Consider the following 19,466-nt stretch of genomic DNA (forward strand, 5'->3'; position numbering starts at 1 on the left):
AGTTGGGGGGATCGGAAATCCGATGCGTAGTTTCCGATGGTGATGCGGGCGCGGCGCGATCGATAGCGTCTGGTCGACCGCTTGTTTGGCGGCACCTTATCGATCGGACCCTATCATGACGACGCGCCGCCTGACGTGCCGCCTCGCGCTCGCGCTGACGTTCGCCACGACGGCTTCGGCGCAGGTGCCGCCGAGCACCGATGGCCAAATCGAACGGCTCAAGCCCGGCGAATATCTCTGGGCACCGGAGATCGCTCCCGCCGGTCCGGTCACGGTGATCGTCAGCCTGGCCACGCAAAAGGCCTATGCTTACCGCAACGGTGTGCCGATCGGGGTCTCGACCGTGTCGACCGGCAGCGATGGCCATGCGACGCCGACCGGGGTCTTCACCGTGCTCCAGAAGGACGCGGATCACGTATCGAACGTCTACAAGGACGCGGCGATGCCATTTATGCAGCGGCTGACCTGGGGCGGGATCGCGATGCATGCGGGCAACCTACCAGGCTATCCCGCGTCGCACGGCTGTATCCGCCTGCCGCCTGCGTTCGCCAAGCTGCTGTTCGGGATTACCCGGCTGGGGATCACCGTCGTCATCACGCAGGACGCGCGCGTTCCGGTCGTTGCAGTTGCACCTCGCATACTGACGTCGGCGGGATCGGCGGGCGGGGACTTTGCCTGGAACCCGGCGCTGTCGCCCACGGGGCCGGTTTCGATCGTGATCAGTGGACGCGACCGGCGCGTGGTCGTCCTGCGCAACGGCATCGAGATCGGTTCCGGCGCGATCACGTTTGATGCACGAATTGAGCGGACCTCCGCGTTCACGCTCCAATCCGTCGATATGGGCGGCGAGCATTGGCTGCGCCTGCCGTTGCCCGGTGACCCGAGGACCGGCGAACTGACCGCGGCGGACCGCGCGAAAGGGCACCTCCCGGAAAGTTTTCGCACGGCGATCGCAAGCGTGATGGCACCCGGCACGACGCTGCTGGTGACGCGCGAGACGCTGGCGAGTGCGGGCACCGGCACGCCCGTGACAATCATTGAGGCGGTCGGGCAATGATCGCCGAGCGACCGATCGGCAAGGCGCGCGCACACCTGACGGCATGGCATGCGCTGTCGATCGACCAAGTGGCGACATTCCTCGAGACGGGTCGCGGAGGCCTGAGCGCGAAAGTCGCGGCGGCGCGCCTGATCGTGAACGGTCCCAATGCGCTCGCGCCGCCGCCGGTGCCGTCCGTTCTGCTGCTGTTCGTGCGGCAGTTCAACAATCCGCTGATCTACCTGCTAATCGTAGCGGCGGCGATCTCGCTGGGCCTCGGGCACCACACTGATGCGGGGTTCATCGGCGTCGTCCTGGTCATCAACGCGACGATCGGTACGGTGCAGGAGAGCAAGGCCGCGAGCAGTCTCGCGGCACTCGGGCGGATGATCGGTCAGACCGCGATGGTCCGGCGCGACGATGCGGTATCGGTGATCGATGCGCGCGATATCGTCGTCGGCGACGTCGTCGAACTCGAAAGCGGTATGGCCGTCCCCGCCGACATCCGCCTGTCGTCGAGCAGCGCGCTCAGCATCGACCAGTCGACCTTCACCGGCGAATCCGTCGCGGTCGTCAAGGACCACGCGGCGCTTGTCCCCGACCGGACGCCGCCGGGCGAGCGCGCGACGATGGCGCTGGCGGGGACGATGATTGAGCAGGGGCGTGGCTCCGGCATCGTCGTCGCGACGGGCGGGGATACCGCACTCGGCGCGATCGACGCGTCGTTGCGGACCGCCAAGCCGACCCCGCCGCCGCTCGTCATTCGGCTCGATCGGTTGGCGCGGCAGATCAGCATCGGAACGATCGCGCTGATCATCCCGTTCGCGTTCGTCCTGCTGGTGCAGGGGCGGCCGGGCGACCAGATCCTGCTGCTTGCGGTGGCGCTGGCGGTGTCGGCGATCCCCGAAGGCCTGTCGATCGCGGTGACGGTGGCGTTGGCGGCGGGGACCCGGCGGATGGCGGCGCGCAACGTGATCGTCCGCTCGCTGCCCGCGGTCGAGGGGCTCGGCGCGTGCACGATCATCGCCAGCGACAAGACGGGGACGCTGACGCGGAACATACTGTCGGTGGAGAAGATACTGCTCGCCGATGGACGCGCGTTCGCGAGTGCGGACTGGCCTACGGACAGTCTGGCGGGGATGCGCCAGGCCGCCGCGCTGTGCAACGAGGGATCTATCGGACTCGACGGCGAACTTGTCGGGGACTCAGTAGATGTTGCCTTGCTGCGGTTCGCGAGAGATGGCGGCGCAGATCTGGCCACGCTGCATGCGGTGGTGCGGACCGCGGCGCTGCCGTACGAACCAGTCCGCAAATTCTCGACCGTCGCGATCGCGGAAGTGGCCGGCGTGCGCGTGTTTGCCAAAGGCGCTCCTGAAATCATCCGGCAGATGTGTCGCGCCATCGATCCCGCCGCGCTCGCCGCCGCCACCGCGATGGCCAGCGAAGGCTACCGCGTGATCGCCGTCGCCGCGTCGGACGGCGCGACCAAGACCAACCCGGTGGCACCGAGTGACCTCGTGCTGCTCGGCTGGATCGGACTGATCGACCCCGTCCGTCCTGAAGTTCCCGCCGCGATCGCGCGCTGTGCCGAGGCTGGGATCGGCGTGCGGATGGTCACCGGCGATCATCCGGGCACGGCGCTTACCATCGCGCGCGGGCTCGGGCTTGAGGTCGCGGCTGATCAAGTCGTTACCGGCGCGCAGATGACGGAGCTTGCAGAACAGCCTGAGCAGCTCGCGGCGCTCATCCTCGGCGGACTCGTGTTCGCGCGGATCGAACCGGTGCAGAAGCTCGAGATCGTCCGCATCCTCGCCACGAGTGGCGAACTTGTCGCGGTCACCGGCGACGGCGTCAACGACGCGCCCGCGCTCCAGGCGGCGCATATCGGCGTGGCGATGGGCGTCGCTGGCACCGACGTCGCGCGGGGCGCCGCTGACCTGGTGCTCGCAGACGATAATTTCGCGTCGATCGTTGCAGGCGTCGAGGAGGGCCGCGTCACCTATGCCAATGTCCGGCGGATCGTCATCATCCTGCTCGCGACCGGGATTGCGGAGATCGGCATGTTCATCGGCGCGGTCGTGCTCGGCCTGCCGATGCCGCTGACCGCAGTGCAGTTGCTGTGGCTGAACCTCGTCACCAACGGCGCGCAGGACGTGATGCTCGGGTTCGGTCGCGGCGAGGGCGACGAACTGCGCCAGCCGCCGCGACCGCCGAGCGCGCCGATCCTCGACCGGAGTGCGATTGCGTTGATGATCCCGCCCGCGCTGCTGATGACCGGGCTCGCGCTGTATCTCGTTGCGGACATGCAGCGCGAGGGGCGCCCGCTCGCCGAAATCCAGAACGCGGTGCTGCTGATGACGGTGCTGTTCCAGAACGTCTATGTGCTGTGCATGCGCAGCGAGCGCCGCTCGATTTACCGCGAGCCTGTGCTGTCGAATGCCTGGTTGCTGCTCGGAATAGGCATTGCGCTCGCGTTGCAGGCGACTGCGATGCTCTGGCCGCCGCTCGGCAGCGTGCTTGGGACCGCACCGGTCTCTGCCTCGACGCTGCGGTTCTGCGTTGCCGCGGTATTGGGGACAGTTTTGGTCACAGAAGCGACAAAGCAAGCCGTCGTCATCTGGCAGCGACGCCGATGACCGCCTTCGTCCCGAAGATCGTCACGACCATGCGCGAAGGCTATTCGCTCGCCACGCTCCGCGCGGATGCGATCGCGGGTGCGACGGTCGCGGTCGTCGCGCTGCCCTTGGCGATGGCGTTGGGGATCGCCAGCGGTGCTTCGCCGGACAAGGGGCTCGTCACCGCGATCGTTGCGGGCTTCCTTGTGTCGGCGCTCGGCGGATCGCGGGTCCAGATCGGCGGACCCACCGGCGCGTTCGTGGTCGTGGTGTTCACCGTCATCGCGCGGCACGGCTATGACGGCCTGATCCTGGCGACGTTGCTCGCAGGCATCATCCTAGTCGTTGCGGGCTATGCGCGGCTCGGCGCGCTGATCCGGTTTATCCCCTACACCGTCGTCACAGGCTTTACGGCGGGCATCGCGGTGATCATCGCCTCGAGCCAGATCCGCGATTTTCTCGGGCTCGATATGGCCGCGGTGCCCGCCGACTTCCTGCCGAAATGGCTAGCCTATGTCGGAGCGATCCGAACCATCGATGCCGCGACCGTCGTGGTCGGCATGGGCGCACTCGCAGTCATCCTGATCCTCAAGCGCGTCGCACCACGCGTGCCCGGGTTCCTGGTCGCGGTCCTGCTCGCCTCGATCTTCGTCATTGCGAGCGGCGCGCATGTCGCGATGATCGGCTCACGCTTTCCGGCGATGCCGAGCGGGATTGCGATACCGGCTTTCCCCGTCTGGACGCTGGCGAAGCTCCAGGCGGTACTGCCATCGGCGTTCACGATCGCGTTTCTCGCCGGCGTCGAGGCGCTCCTCTCCGCGGTCGTCGCGGACGGGGTGATCGGATCGCGTCATCGATCGAACCAGGAACTGGTCGCGCAAGGTGTCGCCAACATCGCCTCGGCGCTGTTCGGCGGGCTGCCCGCGACCGGCGCGATCGCGCGCACCGCGACCGCGATCAAGGCCGGCGCGCGGACCCCGGTCGCAGGCATGCTCCACGCGGTGTTCGTGCTGCTGTTCGTGGTGTTCGGCGGGCGGCTGATGGCGTTCGTGCCGATGGCGGCGCTGGCGGCGATCCTGTTCGTCGTCGCCTGGGGCATGAGCGAGCAGGAGCGGTTCGTCGGCCTGTTGCGGATGCCCAATGGCGACCGCGCGGTGTTGCTGCTGACGTTCGGGTTGACGGTGCTCGTCGACCTCACGGTGGCGATCGGCGTCGGCGTGACGCTCACCGCATTGCTGTTCATGGCGCGGATGAGCGAGACCGTCGCGATCACTGGCCCCGAGGACGACATACTAGCCGAACGGGACGCGCTGCCGGAGGGCGTCGAGATGTTCCGGATCGACGGGCCGTTCTTCTTCGGCGTCGCGGCCGGATTGATGGACACCTATCGCCGGTTGGGCAGCGTGCCGCGCGTGCTGATCCTGCGGCTGGAGCGCGTGCCGATGCTCGATGCAAGCGGTGTCGCCGCCATCGCCGAACTGCTGCGGCGAGCCGGGACGACGCAGACGCGTGTGATCCTCTGCGGCATGGCCGCGCAACCGGCGGCAATGCTCGCCCGCGCCCGGCTCGGGCCGATCGTCAGCACCCAGACCTTTGACGAGGCGCTCGCGATGTCAGGCTGACAGAGTCATCCGCAGCATCATCGAAGCCGGATCGCCCGGACAAGCCGACGCGATCCAGCCGCGTTCGCGTTCCAGCTCGATCGCCTGATGGTTGTCGCGGCTCTCGATCGATTCCAGCGTCGCGATCCCCTTCGCGCGGGCGAACGCTGCGACATGATCGAGCAGCGTCCAGCTGATCCCGCGGCGTTTGAAGTCGGTGCGGATCGCGATGGCGACTTCGGCGCGGGTAAGGCTCTCGTCGGCGGCCAGCATCCCGGTCGCGACGATCCGGTTGGTGGCGGGATCGAAGGCGAGGAAATTTTCGGTATGCTCGTGATCGACCGTGACCAGCGCAAGGAGCTGGTCGTGGCCGACCTTGTGGATCGCGCTGAGGAAGCGGAACCGCAGGTCTTCCTTGTCGACATGCTCGAAGAACTCGCCGAGCGCGGGTTCGTCGGCGGGCGATGCGGGGCGGACGTGAAAGACATAGCCGTCGCGCGTCGTCAGGTCGGTGCTCCACGACACGGCCGATGGCGTTTGCGTGACGCCCGCACGCTCGCTGACGAGTTCGACCATCGTGTTGTCCTTTGCGATTGCTCGCCGCGATGGCGATACACCCCGGCCTACCGATAAAGTCGATGCTCCCTCAGCGTCGGGAAACACGTAGTTTCCGACGCTACCGAAACAATTGGCGGAGGCTAGGCTGGCTTCGAAGGGCGATCTCCGCCCGCGAGGAGACCGCATGACGATCGATATCCAGCGGATGCAGGATCTCGCGCACGAGATCGTCCGGCTCCAGGGCGAACTCGACCGCGAGATCGAAAGCCGGCGGCGTGCGCTCGGCATCGAGCTCACCGGCCGGATCGTCGGGTTCGAACACGGCGTGCTCGATGCGCAACGGCGGTTGAAAGTATCGGTGCTGCGGTTCGTAGCGCGTTCCGATCTGATTTCGATCGTGACTGCGCCGGTGATCTACTCGCTGATCGTGCCGCTGCTGATCGTCGATGCGTGGGTGAGCCTGTACCAGGCGATCTGCTTTCGCGCGTACGGGATCGCGCGGGTCCGACGCGGCGACTACATCATATTCGACCGCGCGCACCTGGCCTATCTGAACCGGATCGAGGCGCTAAATTGCGCCTTCTGCTCCTACGCCAACGGGCTTGTCGGGTTCGTCCGCGAAGTCAGCAGCCGGACCGAGCAATATTGGTGCCCGATCAAGCATGCGCTGCGCGTCAGCGATCCTCTCCACCGCTATTACGAGTTCCTCGAATATGGTGACGCAGACGGCTATCGCTCACGATTGACGCAGTTTCGCGACCGCCTTCGCGAGCCGGAGGCAGCGGAACGATCGGCTTGATTGACCAACGTCAATGTCATGCGCGGGGGGACGTGCCACTGAGGCTCAGGGAGAGCCTCGATGATCGAGCATGACGAGTTTGCCACGCGCGTCGTACTGTTTTCCGGGTGCCGGCATTTCATCCGCGAACTCGACTTGGAACCGCTACTGGCCGCTCATGCCAGGCTTCGGGGCATGTGCAATCGGCTGGAGGGATACGCCGATGCGTTGCCCGGTCGATTGCCCAGTGCTGACGCCAATGCGATCTGCTGCGACCTGCGCGCCGTTGTAGTCAGCCACGCGCGCGATGAGACTGCGGTGATCGATGCGCTGTTCGCGCGGGCCGTAGGCGATCCGCTCACGGCTGCAGTGATGAGGCGCGTGCGTGCGCGCCATATCAGCGATGCGATCCAGGCTGACGACATACTTGCCGCCTTGTCCGGCCTTTCGACGCCGTGCGCGGAAGCGTTCGGCTATATGTTGCGGAGTTTCTTCGACGGGGCCCGGCAGGCGATGGACTTCACCCAACTCGCGATCCTGACACTTGGCGCGGGGCGGCTGACGCAGGGCGCGCGCGACATGCTCGTGCGTGGGCTTGGCGAGCGGAACGCGGTCTAAGCCGCCTCGGCGCGCCCTTGCAGCGCATCGGGGTCCGAGATCGTGATCGCGCGGCCGCCGGGTAAGGCGATCACGCCGGCGGTTTTGAGCCGAGTCATCTGGCGGCTGACCGTCTCGATCGTCAGCCCGAGAACGTCGGCGATCTGCCCGCGGGTGAGCGGTAGGTCGAACGTCATCGGCGCGTCCGGCGTCGCGCGGCATCCCGTCGCATCGGCGCGCAATGCCATGTCGAGCAGGAAGCCGGCGATCTTCTCCTGCGCGGATTTTCGCGCGAGCGACAATATCCGCGTGCGGGCAACACCGAGTGCCGCCAGCGTCCGTTGCAACAATAGCCGCTCCATCCGCACATGATCCTCCAGCACGCGCTCGAACGCGTCGCGCGGGAAGATGCACAACTCGGACTCGGTCAGTGCGGTGATCGTGAAGTCGGCTTGCCCCGCATAGGGTTGCCCTACGAAATCGGCGGGATACAGCAGCCCGACGATCTGCTCGCGACCATCGGGCGTCGCCGCCACCAGCTTGAGCACGCCCGACAACAGGTTCGCGCAGATGACGCTCTCGTCGCCTGCCCAGATCAGCGTCTGGCCGCGCGCGATCTTGCGACGGCGGCCGAGCGTATTCAGTGCGCTCAGCTCGACGTCGCTGAGGCTGCTGCACAGGGCTTGGTCGCGGACCGCGCAATCAGCGCAGATGTCGTGGTGAGCCATTGATCGAGTATAGTATGAAGGCCCGCGATATCCGCGCGAATTCTTTACGCGACCGTTACGAGTTCCCAGGCGCTTCCGCATCGTCTTCGATCGGCAAGTGGAACTCATGCCATATGCCGTTCAAGATGCCGAAGCCGACCGCGAGGCCGAGGCCGAGCACCCAGGTAAAATACCACATGATCAGATATCCTTAGCGTTCGTGGTCAGTAGAAATCGGGGTTGGTCGCGACCTCTTGCGTCGTCACGCGGCCGAACATCACCTTGTACGCCCAAGCGGTGTAGGCGATTACGATTGGCAGCAGGACGACCGTGACGAACAGCATGATGCCCAGCGTCTTGGCGCTCGACGATGCGTTCCAGACGGTGAGGCTGGAGTGCGAGTCGATGCTCGACGGCAGGATGAAGGGGAACATCGACAGCCCGACCGTCGCGATGATTCCGAGCGCGGAGGCGGACGATCCTGCGAACGCCGCGCTCTCCGATCCGCGCCGGATGCCGAACAGCGCGAGCGCCGCGCCGCCGAAACCGAGCACCGGGGCGATCATCATCCAGGGATACAGGCCGTAATTGGCAAGCCAGCCGCCGCGCGCGAGTTCGCTGGTGGTGCGCAAGGGATTGGACGGCCCCGACGGATCGATCGCGCCGACGATACGGTAGCCGATGTCGCCATAGGCGACGAACGCCCAGCCGGCTGCGAACAGCGCGAGCGACGCAAGGCCCGCGATCGTACCGAACTTGCGCGCGCGATCGTGCACCGCGCCGTGCTCGACCTTGATCGCCAGCCATGCGCTGCCGTGGAGCACCAGCATCGCGACCGACAACAGCCCGCATAGCAGCGTGAACGGGGTGAACAGCCCAAGGAAGCTGCCGTCGAAGAACGCGCGCAGGTCGCTGTCGAGGCGGAACGGCGCGCCCGACAGGACATTGCCGACCGCCACCCCGAACACGAGCGCGGGGACGAACCCGCCGACGAACAGCGCCCAGTCCCAGCGCGACCGCCATGCCGCGTCGGGCCGCTTCGAGCGATATTTGAACCCCACCGGGCGCAGGATCAGGGCCGCCAGGACGAGGAACATCGCGAGGTAGAAGCCGGAAAAGCTGATCGCGTAGACGAACGGCCACGCTGCGAAGATCGCGGCACCGCCGACGATGAACCACACTTGGTTGCCCTCCCAGGTCGGTCCGATCGCGTTGATCACCATGCGCCGTTCGGCATCGGTGCGGCCGACGAACGGGAGCAGCGCCGCGACGCCGAGATCGAAGCCGTCGGTCAGCGCGAACCCGATCAGCAGCGTTCCGAGCAACACCCACCAGATCAGACGCAGCGTTTCATAATCGAACATCGTCGTGTCTCCTGTCAGGCGGTTATTGCGGCGGCTGGGATCGGGCCGGGCGCGGGCTGTGGATCCTCGTCATGCTCGAACGGTCCCTTGCGGATCGTTGCGAGGATCAGCCGCACCTCGATCACCGCCAGCGTACCGTAGATCGCGGTGAAGCCGATGATCGTCGTCCACAGCACCCCCCGGGTCAGCGACGACGCGGCCAGGAAGGTCGGCAGAACACCTTCGATCGCCCAAGGCTGACGGCCGATCTCGGCGAGCATCCAGCCGAGTTCGATCGCGATCCACGGCAACGGGATCGCGATGACCGCGAGCTTCAGGAACCAGCGCGTCTGCGTGTGCATCCTGAGCGACGTCAGCACGAACGCGGCACCGAACAGCGCGATCATGAAGAAGCCGATGAACGCCATGATCCGGAAGCTCCAGAACATCAGCGGCACGTTCGGCACCACGTCCCACGCAGTCGCCGCGACCAGTTGCGGACTCGCCATGCGAGGATCGGCGACGTGGCGTTTCAGCAACAGCGCATAGCCGAGATCGCGCTTATGCGCCTCGAACCGCGCGCGCTGCGCGACGTCGGTACGGTCGACCTTCAGATGCTGGACCGCGTCATAGGCGATGACGCCCGACGTAATCCGCTCCTGCGCCTTCAGCACCAGTTCGGACATCCCCGTCACCTCCTTGTCGAGGCTGCGCGTCGCGATCACGCCAAGGACCCAGGGTACCTGCACCTCGTAGCGCGTCTCGCGTGCGGCGACATTGGGCAGGCCGAACAGCGTCAGCCCGGCGGGGGCGGGGGCGGTGTGCCAGGCGGCCTCGATCGCGGCGAGCTTCATCTTCTGGTTGTCGGTGAGCGCGTAACCGCTCTCGTCGCCGAGCACGACGACCGAGAGCGAGCCGGCAAGCCCGAACGCCGCGGCGACGGTCATCGAACGGCGTGCGACCGCGGTGTAGCGGCCCTTGAGTAGCCAGAAGGCGGAGATGCCGAGCACCACGACCGAGGCGCAGACATAGCCCGCGCTGACGGTGTGGACGAACTTGGCCTGCGCGATCGGGTTGAACAGCACCGCGCCGAAATCGCTGACCTCCATCCGCATCGTGTCGGTGTTGAATTCCGCGCCGGTCGGGTTCTGCATCCAGCCGTTGGCGACCAGGATCCACAGCGCCGACAAATTGGTGCCGAGCGCGACCATGAACGTTACGAACATATGGCCGAGCTTCGACAGGCGCTCCCAGCCGAAGAACATCAGCCCGACGAACGTCGCCTCGAGGAAGAACGCCATCAGCCCCTCGATCGCCAGCGGGGCGCCGAAGATGTCGCCGACATAATGCGAGAAATACGACCAGTTGGTGCCGAACTGGAATTCCATCGTCAGCCCGGTGGCGACGCCCAGCACGAAGTTGATCGCGAAGATCCGCCCCCAGAACCGCGTGATGACGCGCCAGATCGGCCGGTCCGTCATCACGTACACGGCTTCCATGATGACCAGCATCATCGACAGCCCGAGCGTCAGCGGCACGAACAGGAAATGGTACAAGGCGGTCAGCGCGAATTGCAGCCGCGACAGATCGATGACCCCAAGGTCCATGATTATGCTCCCCACACGACCGTCGACGGCCCTGTCTGGGGATGGGCTAGGCGCGGGCGACGGCGCGAACATTGACCGCGGTCAAAGACGCGCGCGGGCTTGGCCTCGAATGCGGAGGACATGAATAGTATCGCCAAAGGCCGCGCGCGCGTCTCCCGCGCCTATCTGAAGGCCGCCGTCGCGGATGGCGGCGGGGTGCGGGTTTCGACGAGCCTGCTGTTGCTCGACACCGTCGCGGCAATTGGGTTCGCCGCAGGGCTGGCGGGTGGCGTGGTCGCGGTGCCCGAAGGCGTGATGGCGCCGTGGGCTTTGCTGGCGAGCGTTTCGGCGATCGCGCGCGGTGCGTTTGCGATGCTGGCGACCCGCGTTGGCGCGAGCGGTGCGTACCAGGCGAAGACGCGGTTGCGGCAGCGTATCGTCGCCGCGGCGCTGCACCGCGCGCCGGGTTCGGAGGCGACGACCGGCACGCTGATGAGTGCCGCGGTGGACGAGGTCGACGCGATCAACGGCTATGTGTCGCGCTTCCTGCCCGCGAGGATGACGGCGTCGATCGCGCCGCTGATCGTGCTTGCCGCGACCGCTTTCGCTAGTCCGATCGCGGCCGCGATCCTGGTGGCGACGTTCTTTCCATTCTTGGTTGCGATGATCCTGGCGGGCGGCGCCGCCGCGGATGCGTCACGCCGCCAGTTCATCGCGCTCGCTCGGCTGTCGGGGCTTTTCGCGGATCGGATCGGTGCGCTGCCGATCGTGCTGGCCTTTCGGGCGGAGGGGCGCGAGGCTGCTGCGCTCGGCGACGCCGCGGAGGATCTGGCACGACGGACGATGTGCGTGCTGCGCGTCGCGTTCCTGTCGTCGGGTGCGCTGGAGTTCTTCGCCGCGCTGTCGGTCGCGCTGGTGGCCGTGTATGCCGGGTTCAACCTGTTGGGCCTGCTCCCGTTTCCAGTGCCCGAAAAGCTCGACCTCGGTCGCGCGTTCTTCGTGCTGGCGCTCGCTCCCGAATTCTACGCACCGATGCGCCGATTGGCGGCGGCGTATCACGACCGACAGGCAGCAGAGACTGCGGCCGAGCGGCTGGCAGCGGTTGAGCGGGACAAGGGAGCGCCGCTCCCGGTCGTGCCCGTCTGGTCGAACACGGTGCCGTCGATCCGCTTCGATTCCGTTACGATCCGCTACGCTGGTCAGGACAGCGCTGCGGTATCCGGTGTCTCGTTCGAGGCGCACCCCGGCATGATCGTCGCGCTGGTCGGCTCGTCAGGTAGCGGCAAGAGTAGCCTGCTTCACCTGCTCTTTGGACTTGCGCCTTTGTCCGAAGGCCGCGTCACCATTGGCAGTCCCCCCCTCCCTGGAAGGGAGGGGCTGGGGGTGGGTCGACTTCCGCATGTTCGAACGGCAGTGACACAAGCCGACCAACCCACCCCCAACCCCTCCCTTTCAGGGAAGGGCGCAGCAGATGCCGGGACGGTCCTCGACCTCGCCGAGATCGGCAGCATCGCGCCGATCGCCGCGTGGATGGGGCAGTCGCCGCTTATCCTGCCCGGGACGATCGGCTCGAACATCGCTCTGGCCTACCCAAGCGCGTCGGCCGATCGGATCGCGGAAGTCGCACGGACCGCGGGGCTATCACCGATGCTGCTCGCACGCGGAGGATTGGGCGCGGTGATCGATGCACGTGGTAGTGGGCTTTCGGGGGGAGAACGACGCCGGATCGCACTCGCCCGCGCGTTGTTGAAGCCCGCCCCCGTGCTGTTGCTCGACGAGCCGACCGCGCATCTCGACGCCGAGTCCGAGGCGCGCCTGATCGAGGCGATCGCGCGAGCCTGCACCGGGCGCACCACGATCATCGCGACGCACAGCGCAGGGCTCGCTGCGATCGCGGACATCGTCATTGACCTCGGAGAGCAGGCATGACTGCGTTCGATACCCTCATTGCAAACGAACGCCGACGGCAACGACGCGGCCTGTGGCGCGCAAGCAGCTATGCGGCGATCGTCGCGATAGCATCGGTCGTGCTGCTCGGCCTGTCGGGCTGGTTCATCACCGCCGCGGCGCTCGCTGGAGTGGCGGGGCCGATCGCCGCGCAGGGCTTCAACTATATGCTGCCAAGCGCGGGTATACGCCTGCTCGCGATCCTCCGCACCGCCGGGCGCTACGGCGAGCGGCTGGCCAGCCACGAGGCGGCGTTCGGCGCGCTTGCCCGCATCCGCCCCGCGCTGTTTCTCGGTCTCGCGCGCGGTCCGGCGGAACACGCGCTCGCGCTGACGCAGGGCGAGGCGACCGCGCGCATCGTGCAGGACGTGAATGTCGTCGAGGCGCAGTTCGTCCGGCTCTCCGCCATGCCCGGCATGATCGCGGCGCTGGCGAGCGGCCTGCTGTTGTGTGCCTTGGGAGGGTGGCGGCCGGCGTCGGCGCTCGTGCTGTGCATCCCCGGTGTGCTGGCGGTTGCAAGCGTCCTGGCCCGTCGCCTCGATGCACCCGGGCGCGAGGTGCAGCGTGCGAGCGGGGCGCTCAAGGACGCCTTTGCCGGCGTCGCCGATGCTGCGGCCGAACTCCGCTGCTATGGAGTGGAGGCGCAAGCGATGGACGCCGTCGATGCATGCAGCCTGCGCCTCGCGGAAGCGCAACGCGCGCAGGCCGGCGTGGCCGGTTGGTTCGAGTTCATCCAGGCGGTCGCCCTCGGCGTGGCAGGCGTTGCGGCGCTGATCCTCGCTGCACCCGCGGGCGCACCGATCGCGGCCTTGTGCGCGCTGGCGGCGGTCATGGCGATCGACGGCGCCGGACCGGTGTTGCGCAGCCTGGCCCAGCGAAGCGCCGTGCGCGAGGCCACAGCCCGCCTCGACGATCTGTTGCCCTGCGAGACGACGGAGGATGAGCCGACAGCGTGCCTCGGCGCCGCGCGATCGCTAGATCTGCTCGGAACGCACCTCACTATGGGCATCCGCGTCGCGCTGGTCGGGGCATCGGGGACGGGCAAGACCACGCTCGTGGAAAGTCTGCTCGGCCTACGTGGCGCGAACCCGGGCACCGCCTTCATCGACGGCAAGGATATTGTCGACGTCCCGCTCGCCGTCCGCCGCGCGACGTTTGGCTGGGCACCGCAGGACGCCGCTTTGCTGGCTGGTACGGTCCGCGACACCCTCGCGCTCGGCGACGCGCCAGCCGATGATGCTGCGATGTGGGCGGTGCTGGCCGACGCTGCGCTGACCGATGTGATCGAAGCCCTGCCGAACGGTCTCGACACCTGGATCGGAGAACACGGCGTGCGCCTGTCGGGTGGCGAACGCCGGCGGCTTGCACTCGCCCGCGCCTACCTCGTTCGCGCGACGTGGCTATTGCTCGACGAACCGACCGAAGGGCTCGACGCCGCTACCGAGCGCTGCGTCGCCGAACGCCTGTCCGCCCGGCTTGCCAGAACCGGGCAGGGGCTCCTCATGGTCAGCCACCGTCCGGCGATGGTCGCGATGTGCGATCGGCAACTCGCGGTCGTGCCGGTGCCGAGTGCGATCGTTGCGCTACCCAGGGATATCGCACCGCGACCGCGTCGGTATAGCCGAGATTGAAGACCGTCGGACTCTTTGCCGGCCGTTCGACCCGGCGATAGAGCGTCCCGAACACGCGGTCCCAGGCGAAATTCGTGATCCCGAAATTGCCCGTCTCGTCATGGAAATGATGCTCCATGTGACGCGCCTTCATCACCGCCAGCCACTTCACCCGCGGCTTGTACGAAAGATGCTGGATGCAGTGGAAGAACTCGTAGAAGCAGGTGCACAGCAGCCCGGTCGCGAACCCCGCGGCCGCGCCGCCGAGCCCGCCGATCAGCCAACCCGGAACCGCGGCGACCACCAGCAGCGTCGGCACCGTCGTGTGGAGCGCGCCGAACAGTACCTCGAGATGATTGGGGTCGCGGTGATGATCGTAATGGATCCGCTTCCAGGTGCCTGCGAGCAGCGGCGTCTTGAACATCCACTGCGAGTGCAGCACCCAGCGGTGCAGGGCATACCAGATCAGCGGATAGGCGACCACGACCAGCGTGATCGTTGCGACGGTCGGCACCACGTCCGCGGGACGCCATGCGAAAACGCTGGCCGACGCCGCTACCAGCGCCAGATACGCGACGATCACATGATGCTGCAGATACGCGATCACCAGCTCGCGCAACGTCATCCGGTCGAGGTGATGCGAGCGGCCCCAGAACGGGGCCACTCGCTTCGTCGTCCCGGTCGTCACAGCCGAATGCCGAGCCCGATGCCGAACACCAGCGGATCGAGGCTTATCGCGACCCGCTGCGTGCCGGCCGCCGTGGTTCGCAATCGCGCGGTCGTGTCGATGTCGATATATTTGACGTCTAGGTTGAGGAACACTTTCGGCGTGATGTCGATATCGACGCCGGCCTGTGCCGCCCATCCGAAGCTGTCCTTCATGTGGACGTCGGTCGGTCCCACGGCTGCGACGAGACCGTCCGACGCCTTCTCGTTCCAGAAGATGGTGTAGTTCACGCCGGCACCGACATAGGGGCGGACCTTGCCGTTCGGGTTCAAGTGATATTGCGCGGTCAGCGTCGGCGGCAAGACCCAGGTCGAGGCGAGCTTGCCGATCGAGCCCGTCGTGCCGGTACGGCCGTCGGCGTGATGCTTGGTGGTCGACGCGATCAGCTCGAAGCCGATGTGATCGCTCGCCATGTAGGTGACGTCAACCTCGGGCATGAAGCTGTCGTTGACGCGGACATGCTCGCCGGGAAATGCGGGCAGCACGCTGCCGGACTTCTCGTTCGGCGCGACCAGGATCGTCCGCACGCGCAGCAGCACGTCGCCGGCGGCAATGCCCTGGCGTGGGCCCACGTCGGTCTGCGCCAGGGCAGGGGCGGCGACGGCCATACCCGCACAGGTCGCACCGAGGGCGAGGCTCTTGATCGACACGTTCATGGTCCGGCTCCTGCAATCCAATGCCGTCGAGCTACGCACGCGGCGCGGCGCCGGCGTTGATCGCGGACAAGGATCGGGTTGACCGCGGTCAAAGACGTCACGCCGACCGCCGCCCATTTCGCGGCCATGTGGACCTATCATCCAGAACTGCTCGCGGTGCCGGTGCCGCGTTACACCAGCTATCCGACCGCCGCGGAGTTCACCGACGCCGTCGGCCACGCGGACATGCACGCCGCGCTGGCACGAATCGCCACGGATGAAACCGTCTCGCTCTACGTGCACATCCCCTATTGCCGGCAGATCTGCTGGTATTGCGGGTGTAACACCGGCGCGGCCAATCGCAGCGCCCGGCTCGACGCGTATCTGGAGCGGCTGGAGGACGAGATCGCGCTGGTCGCCGAGCGCGTCGGACATGCGAAGATCGGCCGGATCGCGTTCGGCGGCGGTAGTCCGAACGCGGTCGCCCCGGCACAGTTCGCGCGGCTCATGGAGCGCATCGTGACCAGCTTCCGCTGCGACGATCCGGTCGTGTCGGTCGAGATCGACCCGCGCGGGTTCACCGCGGAGTGGGCCGCCATGCTCGCCGCACACCGCGTGACCCGCGTCAGCCTCGGCGTCCAGACGCTTGATCCGGGAATCCAGGCTGCGATCGGGCGCGTCCAGACGGCGGATGAGATCCGCCGGGTGATGGGGTTGCTCCGTAGCGCCGATGTTGAATCGATCAACTTCGACCTGATGTACGGCCTGCCGGGTCAGTCCGAAGCTGCTTTGGAAGCAACGTTGATCGAGAGCCTGGCGATGGGCCCCGATCGGCTCGCGGTGTTCGGCTACGCGCACGTACCGAGCATGATCCCGCGCCAGCGCCGGATCGACGCGACCGCGCTTCCGGATGGGCAGGCGCGGTTCGCTCAGGCTGCGCTGTCGCACGAGACGCTGACAGAGGCGGGATACACCGCGATCGGCTTCGATCATTTCGCGAAGCCCGGCGATGCGCTCGCCCAAGCCAGCGGGAACGGCAGATTACGTCGCAATTTCCAGGGTTTTACCGAAGACCCCGCGGTCACGCTGATCGCACTGGGCGCGAGCGCGATCAGCGAGTTTCCGGGCTCCCTGCTTCAGAACGAGAAGAACACCGGCCGCTATCACATTGCGCTTTCGGCGGGCCGGTTCGCCACGGTCCGGGGACTTCGCCGAACCGCTGAAGATCGCGTACGGGGCCGCGCGATCGAGGCAATCCTGACGCGGGGCATCGCCGACCTGTCCGGAATACCGAATATAGGCCCGGTGCGCGATCGCCTCGCCCCGTTCGAACACTGGGGCTTGGTGAAGTGGGAGAGCGCGACGCTCAAGCTTTCGGCCGACGCTCGCCCTTATGCCCGCTCGATCGCCGCGACGATCGATACCTACAGATATCCCGGCACACGACAGTTCAGCACTGCCGTGTAAGGCGGCTCACATCCGCATCGTGCCGGTGTCGAGGAACCGCTGGTGCCACGACAGCGCCTCGCCCGGCAGCGTCGGCGTCTGCTGTCCATACGAGCCTTCGCGAGCACACCGATAGTAATCCGCCAGCGCCGGGCGATAGTCGGGATGCGCGCAGTTCTCGATGATCGTCAGCGCACGCTGCTTGGGACTCAGCCCGCGCAGGTCGGCGAGGCCTTGTTCGGTGACGAGCACCTGCACGTCCTGGCTGATGTGATCGACATGACTCGCCTGCGGCACGATCGCGGAAATGTCGCCGTTCCTCGCGGTCGACGGCGTCATGAAGATCGAGACATAAGCGTTACGCGCGAAATCACCTGAGCCGCCGATGCCGTTCTGGATACGTGATCCCACGATGTGCGTCGAATTGACGTTGCCGTAGATGTCCGCCTCGATCAGCCCGTTCATCGCCAGGCAGCCGAGCCGCCGGATCAGTTCGGGATGGTTGCTGATCTCCTGCGGGCGCAGTATCATACGGTCGCGATATGCGCCCATGTCCGCATTCAACCGCGCCGCCGCCTCGGGACTGAGCGAGAACGCGGTCGCCGACGCCATCCGCAGCTTGCCGGAATCGAGCAGGTCGAGCATCCCGTCCTGGATAACCTCGGTATAGGAAGTTATGGCGTCGAACGGCCCGGTGACGAGGCCGGTCAGCACCGCGTTGGCGATGTTGCCGACACCGGACTGCAACGGCAGCAGCGACGCGGGCAGGCGACCGCGCGCGACTTCGTGGCGGAAGAACTCGATCAGATGGCCCGCGATCGCGTGAGCCGACGCATCGGGCGCGGCGAACGGCAGGTTACGATCGGGGGCTTCGGTCTCTATGATTGCCACGATTTTCGCAGGGTCCACCCTGAGATACGCATCGCCGATCCGGTCGTCGGGTCGTACCAGCGGGATCGGCACGCGGTGCGGCGGTAGCGCGGTGCCGTAATAGATGTCGTGCATCCCCTCCAGCGCGGGGTTCTGCCAGCGATTGACCTCGAGGATGATCTGGTCGGCGCGATCGAGCCAGGTCTTGTTGTTGCCGACCGACGAGGATGGGATCAGCGATCCGTCGGCGCGGATGCCCGACACCTCGACCACCGCGGTATCGAGCGGCCCGAGAAAGCCCTGCCACGCCATCGGCGCGACCTGGCTCAGGTGCATGTCGAAATACTCCATCTCGCCACGGTTGATCTTCTCGCGCGCGATCGGATCAGAATTATACGGCAAGCGGAATTCGATGCCGTCCGCCTTGGCCAGTGCGCCATCGAGTTCGGGCCCGGTCGACGCGCCGGTCCAGACGCGGATGCGGAACGGGTTGCCCGCGGCATGCTCCGCCTCGATCCGCGCGGCGAGCGCCATCGGCACGGCCTTGGGATAGCCCGAGCCGGTGAACCCGGTCAGCCCGACCGTCGATCCCGAGGTGATCAGCGCCGCGGCGTCGTCGGCGCTCATGATCCTGTCGCGCAGGCTGTCGTTCGCAATTCGGCTCATGAGGTTCCTGTCATCCTGTTGCGCTTCGATCGGTCATGGTCGGCATCTGCGCGCCAACTTTCCACCTGGCACCGCCAGTAGACGATATCCTTCGCCGGGAGCGTCCATGCTACCTCGGCCACCATCGGGACCCAGATCGTATCGACCAGTCGATAGTCGGAGAACCGACCATGCCACGGGGTAGGCAGTATCGGCGGCGTTGCCGATCGCGGACGATCCAGCGCGAAGGCGGTTGCGATCCGTCCGTCGCTATCCAGGCCGAGGATCACTTCGGACGCCGTCGCTCCAACACCCGCGCTGACCGACAGTGAGTCGGGGCCGTCGACCCGCCAGCGCAGTTCGGAATTGTGGAGAATGGCGTGTGGCGCCCAAGCTATCTCGGCGAGGTAGCGCATCAATTCGCCGCGCACGAGCGCCGGCGTATGGTGCGCGCGTGCAAGCGGGATGACGCCGAGCGCGGTGATGTCGAACCGCCCGTCGCCATCCTCCAGCGCGTCGCGTCCGGAGATCAGCCCGAACGGCCCGACCTTGGCGCACCAGTCGAACGCGCAACGGTCCGTCGCGATGGTTTGGGAGGCCTTGAACGCGATCCAGGAGTCGGACTCGAGCGTTCGTTTCATGTGCCCGGTCTGTGTCAGGCTGACGCGCGGTGAACCGGCCCCTGGCGGTGGTATACCCAGTCGCATGGCGAGATCGATGATGGCGGTCGGCATGGTTCCAGTACTGCTCATACGCGAGTCCTCA

Annotated in this window: 16 protein-coding genes and 1 pseudogene; 8 read left to right on the forward strand and 9 right to left on the reverse strand. The window is 66.6% G+C overall.

The window, feature by feature from the left end:
* Positions 1-115: 115 nt before the first annotated feature.
* From C8J25_RS06635 to C8J25_RS06645, 3 genes are read left to right on the forward strand one after another with little or no spacing between them, the layout of a single operon-like run.
* Positions 116-1,057: a L,D-transpeptidase gene (locus C8J25_RS06635; protein ID WP_107953483.1), complete on the forward strand. Its 942-nt coding sequence runs from the start codon at positions 116-118 to the stop codon at positions 1,055-1,057.
* The gene (locus tag C8J25_RS06640; RefSeq protein ID WP_107953485.1) at positions 1,054-3,672 is read left to right on the forward strand and encodes a cation-translocating P-type ATPase; all 2,619 of its coding nucleotides are present in this window, start codon (positions 1,054-1,056) and stop codon (positions 3,670-3,672) included. Before C8J25_RS06635 ends, C8J25_RS06640 begins: the two co-directional genes overlap by 4 nt.
* On the forward strand, positions 3,669-5,273 hold the full coding sequence (locus C8J25_RS06645; protein ID WP_107953487.1) for a SulP family inorganic anion transporter: 1,605 nt from the start codon (positions 3,669-3,671) through the stop codon (positions 5,271-5,273). Before C8J25_RS06640 ends, C8J25_RS06645 begins: the two co-directional genes overlap by 4 nt.
* Here C8J25_RS06645 and C8J25_RS06650 read toward each other — a convergent pair.
* Entirely contained in the window at positions 5,265-5,828 is a 564-nt protein-coding gene (locus C8J25_RS06650; RefSeq protein WP_107953489.1) for a GNAT family N-acetyltransferase, read from the reverse strand. The two genes, C8J25_RS06645 and C8J25_RS06650, sit on opposite strands and share 9 nt — an antisense overlap.
* Positions 5,829-5,994: 166 nt before the next feature.
* On the opposite strand from C8J25_RS06650, the gene C8J25_RS06655 reads away from it, so the two are divergent.
* Both C8J25_RS06655 and C8J25_RS06660 read left to right on the forward strand, forming a co-directional pair.
* Complete coding sequence (locus C8J25_RS06655; RefSeq protein WP_208622539.1) at positions 5,995-6,609, forward strand: hypothetical protein; 615 nt, start codon at positions 5,995-5,997, stop codon at positions 6,607-6,609.
* 60 nt (positions 6,610-6,669) lie between these two features.
* The gene (locus tag C8J25_RS06660) at positions 6,670-7,206 is read left to right on the forward strand and encodes a hemerythrin domain-containing protein (RefSeq protein ID WP_107953491.1); all 537 of its coding nucleotides are present in this window, start codon (positions 6,670-6,672) and stop codon (positions 7,204-7,206) included.
* On the opposite strand, the gene C8J25_RS06665 is transcribed toward C8J25_RS06660, so the two are convergent.
* The 4 genes from C8J25_RS06665 to C8J25_RS06680 are packed head-to-tail and all read right to left on the reverse strand — an operon-like array spanning position 7,203 to position 10,842.
* On the reverse strand, positions 7,203-7,913 hold the full coding sequence (locus C8J25_RS06665; protein ID WP_107953493.1) for a Crp/Fnr family transcriptional regulator: 711 nt from the start codon (positions 7,911-7,913) through the stop codon (positions 7,203-7,205). The two genes, C8J25_RS06660 and C8J25_RS06665, sit on opposite strands and share 4 nt — an antisense overlap.
* A 55-nt stretch (positions 7,914-7,968) precedes the next feature.
* A complete protein-coding gene (cydX, locus tag C8J25_RS06670; RefSeq protein ID WP_107953496.1) occupies positions 7,969-8,091 on the reverse strand; it encodes a cytochrome bd-I oxidase subunit CydX in 123 nt (40 codons plus the stop codon).
* A 25-nt stretch (positions 8,092-8,116) separates the two neighbouring features.
* Positions 8,117-9,256 carry a cytochrome d ubiquinol oxidase subunit II gene (gene cydB / locus C8J25_RS06675; RefSeq protein WP_107953498.1) on the reverse strand — a complete coding sequence of 380 codons (1,140 nt, stop codon included), beginning with the start codon at positions 9,254-9,256 and terminating at the stop codon, positions 8,117-8,119.
* Positions 9,257-9,270: 14 nt separating this feature from the next.
* Positions 9,271-10,842 (reverse strand): cytochrome ubiquinol oxidase subunit I, encoded by a 1,572-nt coding sequence (locus C8J25_RS06680; protein WP_107953500.1) that lies wholly within the window; start codon positions 10,840-10,842, stop codon positions 9,271-9,273.
* A gap of 120 nt (positions 10,843-10,962) precedes the next feature.
* Here C8J25_RS06680 and C8J25_RS06685 point away from each other — a divergent pair, with 120 nt between their 5' ends.
* A complete protein-coding gene (locus tag C8J25_RS06685) occupies positions 10,963-12,750 on the forward strand; it encodes an ABC transporter ATP-binding protein/permease (RefSeq protein ID WP_107953988.1) in 1,788 nt (595 codons plus the stop codon).
* A gap of 1,019 nt (positions 12,751-13,769) precedes the next feature.
* Positions 13,770-14,177 (forward strand): annotated as a pseudogene (locus tag C8J25_RS21065) (ATP-binding cassette domain-containing protein); the annotation flags it as partial.
* A gap of 97 nt (positions 14,178-14,274) precedes the next feature.
* On the opposite strand, the gene C8J25_RS21070 reads toward C8J25_RS21065, so the two are convergent.
* On the reverse strand, positions 14,275-15,003 hold the full coding sequence (locus C8J25_RS21070) for a sterol desaturase family protein (RefSeq protein ID WP_107953989.1): 729 nt from the start codon (positions 15,001-15,003) through the stop codon (positions 14,275-14,277).
* Between the two features lie 59 nt (positions 15,004-15,062).
* Complete coding sequence (locus tag C8J25_RS06700) at positions 15,063-15,755, reverse strand: OmpW/AlkL family protein (protein WP_244186893.1); 693 nt, start codon at positions 15,753-15,755, stop codon at positions 15,063-15,065.
* 132 nt (positions 15,756-15,887) lie between these two features.
* On the opposite strand from C8J25_RS06700, the gene hemN reads away from it, so the two are divergent.
* Positions 15,888-17,207: an oxygen-independent coproporphyrinogen III oxidase gene (hemN, locus tag C8J25_RS06705; RefSeq protein WP_107953990.1), complete on the forward strand. Its 1,320-nt coding sequence runs from the start codon at positions 15,888-15,890 to the stop codon at positions 17,205-17,207.
* A gap of 6 nt (positions 17,208-17,213) precedes the next feature.
* On the opposite strand, the gene C8J25_RS06710 is transcribed toward hemN, so the two are convergent.
* On the reverse strand, positions 17,214-18,722 hold the full coding sequence (locus C8J25_RS06710) for an acetyl-CoA hydrolase/transferase family protein (protein WP_107953505.1): 1,509 nt from the start codon (positions 18,720-18,722) through the stop codon (positions 17,214-17,216).
* On the reverse strand, positions 18,719-19,453 hold the full coding sequence (locus C8J25_RS06715) for a DUF6920 family protein (RefSeq protein ID WP_146173305.1): 735 nt from the start codon (positions 19,451-19,453) through the stop codon (positions 18,719-18,721). The genes C8J25_RS06710 and C8J25_RS06715 overlap by 4 nt, the downstream gene beginning before the upstream one ends.
* Positions 19,454-19,466 lie beyond the last annotated feature (13 nt).

Source organism: Sphingomonas faeni, from assembly GCF_003053745.1.
GTDB lineage: Bacteria > Pseudomonadota > Alphaproteobacteria > Sphingomonadales > Sphingomonadaceae > Sphingomonas > Sphingomonas faeni.